Source organism: Bacteroidota bacterium (assembly GCA_040388375.1).
Classification (GTDB): Bacteria; Bacteroidota; Bacteroidia; order UKL13-3; family UKL13-3; genus JAAFJM01.
In genome coordinates, this window is record JAZKBU010000009.1 from 22,902 (window position 1) to 37,085 (window position 14,184).

The 14,184-nt window shown below is 32.2% G+C and carries 11 protein-coding genes; 2 read left to right on the forward strand and 9 right to left on the reverse strand.

The genetic code is table 11. The annotated features are described in order from the left end of the window. Positions 1 to 39 precede the first annotated feature (39 nt). Positions 40 to 1,011, reverse strand: coding sequence for a hypothetical protein (locus V4538_13935; protein MES2382141.1), 972 nt, complete (start codon positions 1,009 to 1,011; stop codon positions 40 to 42). Between the two features lie 179 nt (positions 1,012 to 1,190). Between V4538_13935 and V4538_13940 the strand changes: the two genes are divergently transcribed. Further along, entirely contained in the window at positions 1,191 to 1,397 is a 207-nt protein-coding gene (locus tag V4538_13940; GenBank protein ID MES2382142.1) for a hypothetical protein, read from the forward strand. Positions 1,398 to 1,441: 44 nt separating this feature from the next. Here V4538_13940 and V4538_13945 read toward each other — a convergent pair whose 3' ends face one another. From V4538_13945 to V4538_13980, 8 genes are all read right to left on the reverse strand, one after another. After that, entirely contained in the window at positions 1,442 to 2,473 is a 1,032-nt protein-coding gene (locus tag V4538_13945; GenBank protein ID MES2382143.1) for a hypothetical protein, read from the reverse strand. Then, positions 2,454 to 3,326, reverse strand: a complete 873-nt coding sequence (locus V4538_13950; protein ID MES2382144.1) for a hypothetical protein — start codon at positions 3,324 to 3,326, stop codon at positions 2,454 to 2,456. The genes V4538_13945 and V4538_13950 overlap by 20 nt, the downstream gene beginning before the upstream one ends. A 2-nt stretch (positions 3,327 to 3,328) precedes the next feature. After that, positions 3,329 to 4,012, reverse strand: coding sequence for an outer membrane beta-barrel protein (locus V4538_13955; protein MES2382145.1), 684 nt, complete (start codon positions 4,010 to 4,012; stop codon positions 3,329 to 3,331). A gap of 106 nt (positions 4,013 to 4,118) precedes the next feature. After that, positions 4,119 to 4,571, reverse strand: coding sequence for a hypothetical protein (locus V4538_13960; GenBank protein MES2382146.1), 453 nt, complete (start codon positions 4,569 to 4,571; stop codon positions 4,119 to 4,121). Between the two features lie 14 nt (positions 4,572 to 4,585). Beyond that, entirely contained in the window at positions 4,586 to 5,023 is a 438-nt protein-coding gene (locus tag V4538_13965) for a hypothetical protein (protein MES2382147.1), read from the reverse strand. Beyond that, positions 5,020 to 11,499 carry an FG-GAP-like repeat-containing protein gene (locus tag V4538_13970; GenBank protein ID MES2382148.1) on the reverse strand — a complete coding sequence of 2,160 codons (6,480 nt, stop codon included), beginning with the start codon at positions 11,497 to 11,499 and terminating at the stop codon, positions 5,020 to 5,022. The genes V4538_13965 and V4538_13970 overlap by 4 nt, the downstream gene beginning before the upstream one ends. A 32-nt stretch (positions 11,500 to 11,531) precedes the next feature. Beyond that, positions 11,532 to 12,005 carry a T9SS type A sorting domain-containing protein gene (locus tag V4538_13975; GenBank protein ID MES2382149.1) on the reverse strand — a complete coding sequence of 158 codons (474 nt, stop codon included), beginning with the start codon at positions 12,003 to 12,005 and terminating at the stop codon, positions 11,532 to 11,534. 1 nt (position 12,006) lies between these two features. Beyond that, positions 12,007 to 12,522, reverse strand: coding sequence for a DUF1573 domain-containing protein (locus V4538_13980; GenBank protein MES2382150.1), 516 nt, complete (start codon positions 12,520 to 12,522; stop codon positions 12,007 to 12,009). A 248-nt stretch (positions 12,523 to 12,770) separates the two neighbouring features. On the opposite strand from V4538_13980, the gene V4538_13985 reads away from it, so the two are divergent. Continuing rightward, positions 12,771 to 13,391: a JAB domain-containing protein gene (locus V4538_13985; GenBank protein ID MES2382151.1), complete on the forward strand. Its 621-nt coding sequence runs from the start codon at positions 12,771 to 12,773 to the stop codon at positions 13,389 to 13,391. The last annotated feature ends 793 nt before the right edge of the window (positions 13,392 to 14,184 follow it).

Sequence of the window (14,184 nt, forward strand, 5' to 3'; positions counted from 1 at the left end):
AGCGGGTCTGTTTATTTAGAGTCTGCCCAAGGGCAGTTATTATATTCGTCTAGTTTTTTTAAAGTAAAGATTTTTGTTATTTCTATGTTTTAGTGTTATTGAATCGTAGCTGCCTAGACCCAGTGTTTTTCTGATATATGCTGCTTGCTCGTTTGTAATGCTTCCTTCACTTGTTGCTTCTATAATAAAATCATCTTCACCATTTAGTTTTATAATTAATTCTAAGAAATCTCTTTGTCTTAAAGCATCCAATACTCTTTTTTCCTTTGCATTAAACAATCCCAATTGCAACCCATATTCTTCACTTTTAGGCTCTTCAAAAAACTCTTCTATTATTGCTTTTACTGGAATCTCAAAACGAGGTCTTTTAATATTTGCATAGTTTAACTTAGCTAGACCTTGAGGACTTTCATAAAATATAGCATCTATTAAAAAATTATCTTTTTGTTTAACTAGAATGATAGAAACCATAGATTGCTGTACTATGATTGTTTTTATAAAACCAAATAACACCGTTTTTTCTTGTTCATAGGGGTCTTTGGGGTCAAATGCCATAAACATGGCATTGGCAGTTTTATGATAGCTTTCTTTTAATGCTTGGATTTTTTCTTCGTTATATTGTAATTCATTACGCCAATAATTTTCAGCGGCTTCTAATCCACTTAAAAGTTGCTCATGTATCTTCGACTCCATTTCCACCTTCATTATTTTAATTACCTCATAGGGCAAGCCAAAATCACGCATAAACTGGATAATCTTAATCCAAACATATTCGTATAGATTTAATTTAATCCATACACGACCTGTATCATCTGTCTTTTTTAAAATCGTTAAATCAACCAATCCATTTTGTTTCCATGAATGAAATGTTTTTGCATTTACTCCTGTAAAAGATAAAGGCACTACTGTTTCTTTGATTAACGGGTAATACTCCTCCAAGTTTTCAATTTCATCGGCTGAAACAGTAAAGTAATCATGCAAGGCATTAATTTTATCTAACTCTTCATTCATATCTTTCAAAAGTAATATAATTTATATTATTTCCTAATGCTCGGATATAATTAAAGTGGTGGGGAATCAAATTATGGTGTTCGGAACGGTTCGGAATTGACCTACTAATCGGTTTTAATTTTGATAAACTCAAAAAAGAAGCATTAACGAAAGCAAGGCTAAATATAGCTAAACAAGAAATGATTAGAAAAAATCCAATCAATCAAAATAATTTACTACAAGGATTTACCGAAAATCGATTAATGGAACTTGTGAAAAATATGTCCATTGGTGAGGCGATTATTAAACTTTTAGCAATTGGAATTGCTATTAATTTTATAGATTACCTGCTTCGCCCAACACCCAAACCAGTAAAACAGGAACCAATAATCCTGAAAATAGCATAATTTAAATCTATTCTGTTAGTAGTGTAATCGAAAAGCTGTCTTCATCATTTCGCATCCAGCACCTCTAAGCCCCAACTAGAAAGGCCACCAACAGCTACTACAATTATTTTGTCGTTAGTACTGTTTACGAAAACATAACTAGGACTCGCAACAGCTAATTCTGTTTTTCCATTTAATGGGTAAAGTATATTTTTTAATGGAAGTATATTTAATAGTGTATAGTTTACTCCATCAAAACAAGCCAGAGAATTCACCTTAAGATTAGTATATTTAGTGGCTGTATATATTTTTTGATTCCTTTTGGATTCTACTGCACTATAAATTTGGTAACTTTGTAGATTGGAACTTAATCTGCTAATTAAATTAACTTTGTCTGTTAAAGAGTCTCCTGCTAATAATATACCTCCAAATGAACTATAAATCATACTGGAGTTATTGGCAAACCAAAAATTAAAACCCAAATTATTTAAATTAGAGCTATCACTTTTTAAACAAACAAGCTTATTATTTGCAATATTTAACTTATAATAGAAGTAAGGCGTAAGGCCCAAAATATAATTGCCTTTTGGATGTAATTTTATAGGAGACGGATAGTAAGTCGTTCCAAAACTTTCCAAAACCAATTTACCTGTATTGGTATTAATCCAATAGATAGAGTCAGTATTATTGGTATTTGCTATTATATTGGTGCTATCGTATAACACAATATCAAATATGTTTGCGGATACATCAAATTCCCTTTTTATGCTTTTTGTTATTAAATCAATATAGGTAATTTTATTAGAATGGCCGACTGCCGCATACTTTCCATTTTGCACTACTGAAATACAATTAGGAGGATAATTCAAACGAATTTTATCAAAAGAATTATCGTTTACGTTAAAAATACGCAATTCATAAGGATAAGAAGCAGAAAGCAAATATAGCTTATCGCTACTTTGGTTGTATTCTGCATCAACAATGGCTATGCCCAGAGATAATTTATTGGCATTGTCCCACGCATCAGGTGTATCTTTTAAACAAGCACTAAATGCAATACAAAAAACTAAAATGATGCTATAATATTTTTTTTTCATTTTTTTTTCGCCCTAAATAACAACTAAGTCCAACGGAACAACTAAGCCTTGCCAAATTAATAGCATTAGCTTCATTATAACTATACGAACCTGGTATTCCATTTTCAATGGTGAGTATATTAGTAATTATACCCCTATCAATAGCTAAGCCCATATTCAATGCCCAATTTCTATTTAAGCGTTTATCATACTTAAAGCCTAATGTAGTACCCATTGCATTTTGCTTGGCTGTAGCATAATAATCACCTACCCTGAAATCTTCATAGTATTGTATACTATTCAAACCAAAGGTAAAATAGAAGCAATGTTTGTCTTTTTTCCTAGCCACAGCAAGCATTCCACTTATACCTAAAACATTTATATTGGTTTGCAAATAGGCCGTTCCACTGTAGGTTGCTAAATTGGGTTTAGCAATAAACGTAGTATTTTCAACACTTGCATTGCTTTGCATTCTACTGTAATAAAATCCTACATATATTCTCCGTGATTTATTCAAGGCCATATGTGCATCGGCAGTAAAACCAAAACAGTGCTTTGACTGATTGCCCAGGTCTTTTAAAATGCTATTTAGCAGATACTCGGTATTAATGCCATACCGGTATGCATACACCCCATTAAGTGAGAGCCTGTATTTTTTATCTGCATAATATTTCTCACCATCTGTATTAGCCCAATTATATACTTTATGGCTACTACTCCTTGGGAAGTCACAGGTAAAGGGTTCTCTTTTTTTCGCTTGCAGTGTGTAACTTAAACCAAGTAATATGCATAAAAGTGCACATTTATTTATGTAACGATACCTAGCATATTTTAGCAGAGTATTTTTATTAGGCAAACTATTTATAATGACCATAGTTAAAAATCAAAATTAACCCCTAATTCTACGCCTACAAGCTGGGAATTATTAAATGAAAGAGGCGGATTTCCCTTGTTGTTTGATTTCACAAACTCTGAAGTAAAAATATAATTATACCTGATAGCTGCTTCTGCATGTATTTCGCTGCTTAAGGTATACCTAACACCCATTTTAGTACCAACAGCCCACCTGTTTTTTGAATCGAAACTAACGGTATATGCTTCTCCATTATTCTTCGCCATAGTTGTAGTCAAAGCAGAAGAATAAATTCCTATATTAATACCTAGCAATGGAACCCATTTGCTATAATTAATATTTTTAGCAAATAAATAATTTGCTCCTAAACTATAGTACTGTAAAGTATTGGTGAAGGTTGATTTATATGATTCGCCATTCACATTTACTATGTAGCTATCGTCCATGTTTATAGTAGTGGTACAATAATCACCTGACAGCATAAATCTTTTACCTAATTTACATTTCAGCGATAAACCAATAGGTATAATACCTTTTGAAAATGTTCTATAATCTGATTCCCTGCTTAGCCTATTTAAATTTACTTCCTGCGCAGTATAACCAATGGGTACCAGATAGCCGCTAAAAGCACCCAAGCTCCATTGTGCCTTGGAACAAATAGCAGCTAAGCAAAAGAAAGTAAGCCATACAATTTGTTTGTTTTTCATTATTTTATTTTCATTTTGCTTCTACGTTTGCAATAGTAAATACAAATTTTAAAGTAAAAAAGAACCTATAATGTTAGTATCAAAATTATGAATACCTGTTTTCACTTTAGTCTTTCATGTAAATTAGTTTTTTCTTGACAATAGCTAAATCTTTTATTTTGTTTTTATCTACAATCTCTATCAATAAATCAAAATAATTATCCCATTTATCAGCAGGTATTTTTATACTCTCTAAACGATTGGTTTTGGCATAATGAACATCAATATAAAAATTATTTTGAAAAGAGGTATCTGTTATATTTAAAGCATCGTTAAATACGATGCTTTTTTGTTTAACTTGTTGTAAAACATCATTTGGAACAATAACATTAAATACCCAATAATAGCTTGTATCAATACCCGTTGGATAACTTGAAAGTAATAAATGGGGGCTAATTCTGTTTATATCTCTGTAATTTCTTAGTTCAATATAATCAATTGCTTCGTTTGAATAGTTTTTTTGATTACATGCTACTATAAATAGCGAACAAAAAAACAATATTAAATACTTTATTTTCATATGATGCAATTAATTTAATCTTGACCTAACCAATAAAATTTGCCATTATTTTTCAGCAAATAGCCAAATTGTGTATTATTAAAAACAATCCAAATTACTTCCATTCTCTTATCATCTTTAAGTTCTTGCAAAGAAAAGTATTTTATAATAGGTCTTTTTAACTCAAACTGCTCCATTTGATATTGAGGTAAAAAAGAATCTAGAGCCGGATCTGTTTTCCAAAGTAATTTTTTCTCTTTATCATATGCCGTAATAAAAATTCTGTTTTTATCTAATACATAAATATTACCATTTTGCTTATCATACAATGTATCTCTCAAGACAGGATTGTTTTCAGTTGCAATTTTAATCGTGCGGTTATGTGCAGAATTACTATTCAAATAAAAAGCACTTATTAGAAGCAAAGCTATTTTTAGCACGTTCCTATTACTATTATTAACTAATGAACTCATTTTTTAGGAATATATTTTAAATGAAAATCTGAAGGCTCCGTTTTTCTCAGAATATAATTTGTTTGAACTTTATTTACAACTTCAAAACCGTAAGTAAAAGTTACTAATCGTTGTCTAGTATCAACATTTATTAATGATAATTCTGCTCTCCAAAATATATATCCTCCAGCAATATCTGAGACTAGACTCCATGGCCTTTTAGGTTCATCAAAGAATGTTGCTAAATCATCCACTTTCGATTTCATGTAAGGAGTATTATAATATGGCTGCGCAAATCCATCAATATCACAAAAATCTTTGCCGTCTTGTGGCAGATTAGTGCAAACAGTTTGCACCCAATTAAATTTACCCTCATGTTCGAAATTGTCAAACCCTAAATCAATAGTTAACCCATAAACACCTAAATCAGAATATTTTTCAAACTGATATATTTCAACACGACCTTTATCTCCTAATGTAAAAAAACTTCTTTTCGCTGGATTTACTATAGTTCTATAGTTGTCATTCATGGTCAAATCATTTCCGCTATTTTCTTTATTGTGCTTTAATACAAAATCGCTACCTAAATAACCTCCAAAGGTTTCGCTGCCAAAACCTAAACTTAATGCTGTATTTACAATTCCTACTGTTATACGTCCTAAAGGTAAAGTAACGCCACTAATATTGGCATTAATATTAAAAGTAGTTCCGTTGGCTCCCATATAACCTATGGCTGCTCCTCCCAATATTCCAAAATAAGTACCCGGGTTTGTAGGGCTCCAATGAAGGGGATTTAACTCACCCCCATTTGCAGCTACCCCGCCACCATAAGCACCAGCTAATGCATAGGCCCAATTAACCCAACTGTTTCCGCTTGGGTCGGTGTATTTTAACGGGTTGTTTACACAGTAACTATACCTGTTATAGCTTTGTGTATTTCCGGGTTCCTGTATATAATTATCTGGACTTAACATGCGCCCCACAATTGGGTCATACAACCTACCGTTCATATTAATTAAGCTGAACATTTCCAAATGCTCATGCATGGTATAACCACGCATGGTTTTACCATAACCAGCCCCACCAAAAGCCTGACCTAAATTATAGCTCCAAGTAATTGGGTCGCGCGGGCGTCCCCAAGCATCATAACTTCTTCTTTCTACACTATAACCATCCTGTGTACTTATAGCCATTAGGCTTCCTTGGTAATCGTGGTGTAAATAAAACATCTGTTCACCCTCTTTATACAAAGCAAAAGCTTTACCTTCAGCATACAAGTAAGAATAGGTTTGTCCTTGTATAATTTCCATATTTGCACTGGTAACATAATAATTATCAACGGTAACGGTACCATACTCAGCTACTGCCATATGGATACGTTGCTGGTCCACACCATACTCCATATCTAATACGGCTATATCATTTTGTTCTATATGTTGTATTTTATCAAAAGCGGTATAGGTATAATTATGGGGATCGAAAGATGGGCTTGGAACTGTTGTTACTGTATTTTCAAACTTATGATCGGTAAGCGCATGTGGTTTGGCACTTTCGTACTTTAAGGTATGTTGCCCCCCGTTTTCAATAGCTAAAATATTGCCGTTGGCCCCATAATTATATGTCTTAATATTATTGAGACCATTTATTGTTTCATCAATCGTTACTAATCTATCCAAATTATCATATTCAAATTCTTCAATGGAGTTATTATCGTATTGTCTGTTTTTAAGATTTCCTGTTTCTAATTCAAAATCATAATTAACATACAGTGCTGTTTGCGATGAAGTAGTATTTTCGCTATAAATACCGCTCAATTGCCTATGGCTATCGAAAGCGTAGGTGGTAGTAAAACCATTACCATAAGTTTCGCTTGTCATTTTTCCATCTACATCTTCACTATTTTTAGTCCAAATGGCAGTCCCCTCTTGCCATATGGCTTCTAAATTATTATAATTATCATAAACATGAGTAATTTCAAGAATTGGATAGGTTATTGTTTCAATACGTTGGTAGGCATCGTACCTATAACTGGTTGTATAAACATCGATAGGTAAAGTTTCCACTACACTTTGGAGAGAGCCTAAACTATTATAGGTATATTCCTTTTTGTGTTTGCTTGTACCGCTGGTTTTTAATTCTTCTTTTTGTATTTGGTTTAAACTTGCATGACCCACTGTACTGTAAAAGGTGTATTCATATACATCGTTGCCTCCCCATTTTTGTGCAAGTCGCCCTAATTCATCGTATTTAAAATAATACATATTATTCTTGGCATCTTTTTGTCCTATTAAATCGCCAAAAGCACTATAATCATAAAGGATAGTTCCCGTATTGGGGTCGTTCATGCTTATTTTGTTCAGTTGTACATTATAATCTATACTTATAATGGTACCATTGGTAGTAGTTTCTATTAACTTATTGTGTGAGCCGTATTTATAACTAATAGTGCTTCCTGCATTATCACTAGCGGTTTCTACTAATCCAGTGGCATTTAACAGGGTGTATTTTTGTCTGTTTTTACCATCTTTAACTGTTGTTTTAGTGGTACCGTAATCGTATATATAAGTAGCCATTAAAGCACCACTATACCTTTTGGTTTCTGGTCTTTTATAAATATCATAACTATATATTGTTAGTTTTTTTGTGTTGCCAATGGTGGTGCTTGAAGTAGCATCAAACCAATTACTTTCCTCTATCAGTAAATTATCGGCATTGTAAATCCATGTTTTAGTAGCCACTTTACCCTTAAAACCTTTGTTTTTAGTCATTATTTTATTGCCCAAAGCATCGTAATAATCCCAGCTCATATTACCCAAACTATTGGTTTTAGTAACAAAATAATAAGCATTAATGGTATTGCTTGGTGACCAAGTAAAAACTATATCCTCTACATTACCGTTAGGATAATTGGTTTTAACCAGTTTCCCCCAATTATCGTACTCATATGAAGTGATTAAATTATTGGCACCGGCTTCTGAAGTTTTGTTTCCATACATGGGCTCATAAACAAATACCGTTTCTTGGTTTAAAGCATTTTTTACTTTTTGTAAAAACCTACCATCGGTATAGGTAAAACTTTTATTTCTGAACACATTGGTGGTATTGTTATTGGCACTATCTAATGCTGTAAAAACTATATTACCGTATTTATCGTAATTAATTATTTCTTTATAATAGTAACTTAGGTTATTTTTAAAATATTCTGTTTCATTTAAATTACCATTGGTAAAATACTTCATTTCCTTTTGTACATAGTAAGGAGCAGTATTGTTATTTCTTATCTGGCAATTCCTGCTTATAGTTAACGAGGCAGGTATCCAACTATTGTATTGCTCATACTTAAAATCGCTTGTATTAGTGTACTCATATACACCTATAGTATTATTTGTTTTATCAAAAGATTCTAGCATATGTATTAAATTCCCGTTTTCATCGTACTCAAAACAGGTAGTTTTACGCAAGCCATTTAATTTATTGGTTTCAACGGTATTACTGGTATAGAAAAAATTAATATTATTATTTAATGTCGTTGTTTTTAAGTTCGTATTGGTATAAATAGTTTTTGAGACTTCGTTACTACTACCTGCAAAACCTCCATTAGCTACTAAATAATTGGTAGTACTGTATAAGTCTAATTTATATAAAAACTCTAGATTTTGCTTGTATTTATGAATAGTAACGGGAACATTTGCATTAGTTAATCCATTAGTTTTTGTCTCACTAATTGACAATTCGCCAAAACCCATTAAACCACGTCCATGCTTATTTAACATTAAATCATTATAACTGTAACCATATGTTTTACTAACCAAACCATCGACTGAATTATCCATCGAACTAACAACAAATATTGGAGCCGCTACAATTAGGCACTTTCCTAATATTGAATAATTTTTTTTGTATCCATCACTATATAAAGAATATTGAAATGTAAATTTATGTTTGTCGCTATATTTTATTTCGGTTAATTTATTATTTCTGCTTTTAAAGCTTTCAAACAAAACGGCTACAACATTTGTAGCACTACTTCCGTTGTAAATATCATTTGCCCAACCTGTAGCATCTTGTCCACTATAAAGTAGTTGATCACACTTGCCATCCCCGTCAAAGTCAGCGTTTATGGTTCTCTCTAAATCATAATATTGAAAAGAAGATGAGCTACCAGAAACAGCTAAAGGATTGTCATGCCCACCAGAAATTAAGAACTCTTTGAAACCAAAACCTTTTGAATAGTAAATGTATATTGAATTTCCTGTATGATTAGAACTATTATTATCATGATGATGCCTTTCAATAATATCCGATTTTCCATCGCCATTAAAGTCACCAACTTCCAAAATTAACCCATACTTAGTAACTACAGGTTCTCCATACTTACTTATTTGTTGACGACAACCATTGGGATTAATATTATGAGACAATCCCAAATCAGTGGCATCAACTTCATCAAACCCAATACCATTTGAGTAAGCAATACGCCATGTATTAACACTATTAGTATTATTTGGATTAGTCATGTGATAAAATACCAAATCTGTTTTTCCATCACCGTTAAAATCGCCTGTTTTTAAGAATTTATGATAGTCGTATGTAGGAAAACTATTACTACCATTTCCATATAAATGTTCTAAAGTTTGAGATATATTATTGTATTCTATTATGGATGTGGTATTATTAAAATAAGTTATCATAAAATCTGTTTTTCCATTTCCATTAAAATCCATCGGAATAAAACTAACAATTCTATTTCCTGAACCAGTTAATGAAATTTTTTGATCAACAAAATTTGAATTCATTAAATTGAGACTTGACGGATAAATAGATAAATTTATTATAAAACCTTCATTAAAATTAACCTCGGTCCTTTCTATATCATCACACACTGTAGTTGCTTTAATCTCTCTTTTTGCCCACATTTCTTTTAAAACAATATCTAAACGCCCATCACCATCCATATCTACCAAAACAGGCTCAACGTGCAGAAATTGCCACAATTGTTCCTCACTTGAAAAGAAATTATTGTAGTTTGGATTAATAACTGAAACAGCACAATATCCACCTGTTGGTACTGGAGGGGGCGGAAAATGGCAATCCGTGCGGTCAATATAATTATCATTTGAAAGGTTAGTCTTTACGACTGCAGCCAGCTTTGTATCCCATAAATAATAATGATACATAATTCTATTTAGTTTATATCTATTATAATCAGGACATATATCATTATCAGTTCTATCTTGTCCAGAATGCACGTTGTATGCAGTTTGAATAAGCAAATCGTCAGTTCCATCGGTATTTAAATCTCCGACTGTAATTGAACTTATACCTGTAATACTAATTACTCCACTTTTTATCTCAACCCCATTATAATTTATTATTTTAAAATTGGGTGAATTTAACAACTCCCCATTTAATGGATTTAAAGTTCCAGAAACCATTAATACATCCGTTTTAGCATCCCCATCAAAATCTCCGTAGTATTTATTTGGAAACAATTCTGAATCAATTATCTTCTTTATTCGCGTTTTATCGGAACTTGCATCAGGTGTCCAAGTCATATCAATAGGGTGCATAGCCTCCCCATTACCATTTTGCTCAGTTACTTTGGCTAAATAAGAGTTTATGTCATCGGTGGTATATTCCATTGAATAAGTTCTGGCTAAATTAGCATCAGCATAGGTCTTAATGTTTTGCAAACGTTTATTTTGCACTAATTTTTCGCCATTAACATATTGGTTACCCTCATAGGTAGTTGTTTCATAAGTAAAGGTAATTTTATTAAACGGATTCTCCTGGGCCAATGAGCTTGTTTTAGTACCATTTATAGTGGCATCAAAACCAGTATATTTTATTTGTGTTAATAATATTTGTCCTCCAGTATTGGAATAAAAATATTCCATATAATTTCCATTTCTATCATAGCTTTTACTAATATACCAGGCCAAAACATTACTGGAACCATCCGGCTTATGTTGGCTATTATTGCTTTGCCCATAAAATACCTTACCTCCATCTTTGGTATCCACTTCAAAATATTCGTTTCCACTAACATTCTTATATGTAACTTTAACAAACTGATCTACTTCTGTTCTAAAAACATTGTTATGGGTAAAAAAACTATTGGTTGGACCTTGAACCAACAACAATCTTTGTCCATCTAAAGTTAATTTATCAGTTCCATTTAACTTAACGGTTTCTTGTACACCATTGTCTAAATGCCAATTATTTCCGGAACGACTTATTACACTCATTCCCGTTATATTCCACCCTTTTCCCAATATACCACTATTGGCTTGGCTGTTAAACACTACGTTTACACTTGGCTTTATACCTAATCGTCCAGAAGGGCAGTAAATAGGTATTGTAGCTGTTGCATTTCCCATCTGACCCACATCAGCTGTTACACTGGTATTACCAACTCCATAGGTTTGCGCAACTGCTTTAAATGATTGCGTATAAACTAATACGCTTATTATAATTAATACACTTTTAAAATTCATACTTATTTTGTTCAATACAGTAAATGGTTGGATTAATTTTTAAGTACTTTATAGGTTTTCACCTGACCATTTACCTCTATTTTAAGTATATACAAACCAGCAGCAAGCAGTGTAAAATCAATATCGTTATTCAATTGAATGGTTTGATTAATATATTGGGTGGTACCCAGTGTATTGAATACTTTTATTGTTCCTGTTAACGGAGATGCAAATGCACTAACAATGTTTACTTTGACCATATCTAAAGTTGGGTTAGGAAAAATAACAATTTCTTTTATTCCAAACGAATCCAATACACTTTCTTTAAAGGGCTTATGAACCGAAGTAGTAATAGTATCTGACGGGCTCATTTTGTTTAATGTAAATAATATACTTCTATTCCATCTATTACCATTGGCATCGTAAGCATATTTTACCGTTGTAAATTGGTATGGGTCTTGTGCAAACGATTGTTTCGTTAAAAATAAGCCTAATGCTATTATTGATATTTTTATTATTGTTTTCATATTAGTTATTTGCAGGTTGTTTTACGTTTACACTTATTTTTATTGGTTGAATACCCATTGGTTTATACCCCTTTTCATCATATATAATGGCCTTAACCAATTTTGATTTTTTGTCGGGTATGGTAGCCAAATATTTAATCTTTATCCATCCAGTAGCACCAGGTGCAATAGGCTGTTTATACCAATCGGTCGAAATACAAGTACAAGACGGGGCTAAATCTTTAATTATCACTGGTACATTCTTTGTGTTTAAGAATGTTTGTATTACTTCATATTGTACACCTAAACTTAAAGAATCTATATTCAATGCTACATTTATATCTAAGTTTATCATATCATAGGTATATACAACATCTACCTTATAATCATTAATGTAACCTGCAAAAGTAGTATCTGGGCTCGGAGGTGGCTCCTCACTTTGCGCAACAGCAAAATTTGAGATTAATAGTAATAAAAAAAGAAAAGTGTTTACCTTTAAATGCTTTGTAAGGGAGAAGCAATGGGTTTTTAATTGCATAATGATTTAAAAAAAATTGGCCGCAATTATATTAAAAATATACTAAAAAATATGTTAAATGTATTTTAAATTATTAGTTGTTATATTTATTTCAATTTCATTATCAGGTTGTAATTTACTTAATAAAGTATTGTGACTAATTAACTACTTTTCCTAAGTTTATAATCTTTTTTAAATTAAGTCCAAAACTATAATAACAACCAATAACTGTTGATTATATTCGCAGTGCAATCATTTATATTTATCCCATGAATGTGAAACTAAACGAAGCCCAAAAGATAAAAGTTGTTACCTCCGATGATGTTTATAAGATAATGCAGCAAATTCTGTTGCGTGAAAACAGATTAAGAAGAGCACAAGAACATTTATGGATTGTAGGATTGAGTAACCAGAGTAAGTTATTGTTTATTGAGCTGCTTGCACTTGGGGCACAAAACCGTGCACATATTAAACCTGCTGATGCTTTTAGAATGGCCATTTACAAACTGGCTACACAGGTAGTTTTTGTGCATAACCACCCAAGCGGTAGCACCATTCCTTCACAAGCTGATAAGGATTTAACCGATTATCTTTACAAAACAGGCAAGTTTTTAGAAATTAATGTTATAGACCACCTCATTATTGCCGAAAAGCAATATTTCAGCTTTGATGATAATGGCTTAATGACCAAAATTAAAACCAGTGGTGTTTGGGAATTGGTTGACCGTACAAAAGCCGATTTAAACGAAATGAAAACGGAGATTGCAACAGAAAAAGCAGATAAGAAAGCAAGAATTGATATTGCGCAAAAATTAAAAGCAGCAGGCATGAGCAACGAGGAAATAAAGAAAATGACCAAGTTAACATTGACGGAAATTAAGAAGCTTTAACCATAAAAATCCCTTTATTGACATCGTTTAGCCACCACCTCCGATACTGGTATTGTTACATTTTGTTTACTATATATATAGTCAGCTATTATGTGATAGTTACAGCTAATATTACCGGTTAGTAACCGGTAATAACCGGTTTGTAACCACCCACTACAGCCAACTTTGGCGGTGGTGATTTTCAGTTACTATAACCCAGCACCACCAAAGCTGGCGGTGTTAAACCATTATTTAAGGTTGGCAACGGACGTTTTTTGCCGTTTTCTGCTGTTTATTGCACTTTGAACAACCTATGTGAAGGTTAGCCATCACCGCCAAAGTCGGTTATGTTAGACTATTTTAACCGGTTAACTATCGGTAATTAATCAGTTAATTAAACATGTAACTACCCAAGCCAATATCGGATATGATGGTAATTCTTATTACTATATGATTTTAAGGCCAGCATCGCCAAGGGTGGATGTGTTGGAGAATAATTTAGCAGTATAAATTTGCCATTTTTTGCACAATTTTGCGTTTTTTTGCCGTTTTCTGCACTTTGAAAACCCATTAATTGGAATGTTTTTGCACTACAACCGATATTGGTTGTAATTTGAAGTCTAGTTAACTACATAAGTAAGACATTACACTTGTATTTAATGTTGGATTTGTAAGACTATAAATTTAATAGCAGAAAAAGCTAAAGGCTCATTAATTCTTTTTAATATCTTAGTAGTATAAATACCCTTTTTTTTAGTATAAATACTCTTTTTGGGGTGATTTTTCTAAATGATAAAATGTAATTTTATTATTT

Coding starts and splice junctions, on each gene's coding strand:
- V4538_13935 (MES2382141.1), bottom strand. CDS start 1,011: ATGAATGAAGAGTTAGATAAAATTAATGCCTTGCATGATTACTTTACT.
- V4538_13940 (MES2382142.1), top strand. CDS start 1,191: ATGATTAGAAAAAATCCAATCAATCAAAATAATTTACTACAAGGATTT.
- V4538_13945 (MES2382143.1), bottom strand. CDS start 2,473: ATGAAAAAAAAATATTATAGCATCATTTTAGTTTTTTGTATTGCATTT.
- V4538_13950 (MES2382144.1), bottom strand. CDS start 3,326: ATGGTCATTATAAATAGTTTGCCTAATAAAAATACTCTGCTAAAATAT.
- V4538_13955 (MES2382145.1), bottom strand. CDS start 4,012: ATGAAAAACAAACAAATTGTATGGCTTACTTTCTTTTGCTTAGCTGCT.
- V4538_13960 (MES2382146.1), bottom strand. CDS start 4,571: ATGAAAATAAAGTATTTAATATTGTTTTTTTGTTCGCTATTTATAGTA.
- V4538_13965 (MES2382147.1), bottom strand. CDS start 5,023: ATGAGTTCATTAGTTAATAATAGTAATAGGAACGTGCTAAAAATAGCT.
- V4538_13970 (MES2382148.1), bottom strand. CDS start 11,499: ATGAATTTTAAAAGTGTATTAATTATAATAAGCGTATTAGTTTATACG.
- V4538_13975 (MES2382149.1), bottom strand. CDS start 12,005: ATGAAAACAATAATAAAAATATCAATAATAGCATTAGGCTTATTTTTA.
- V4538_13980 (MES2382150.1), bottom strand. CDS start 12,522: ATGCAATTAAAAACCCATTGCTTCTCCCTTACAAAGCATTTAAAGGTA.
- V4538_13985 (MES2382151.1), top strand. CDS start 12,771: ATGAATGTGAAACTAAACGAAGCCCAAAAGATAAAAGTTGTTACCTCC.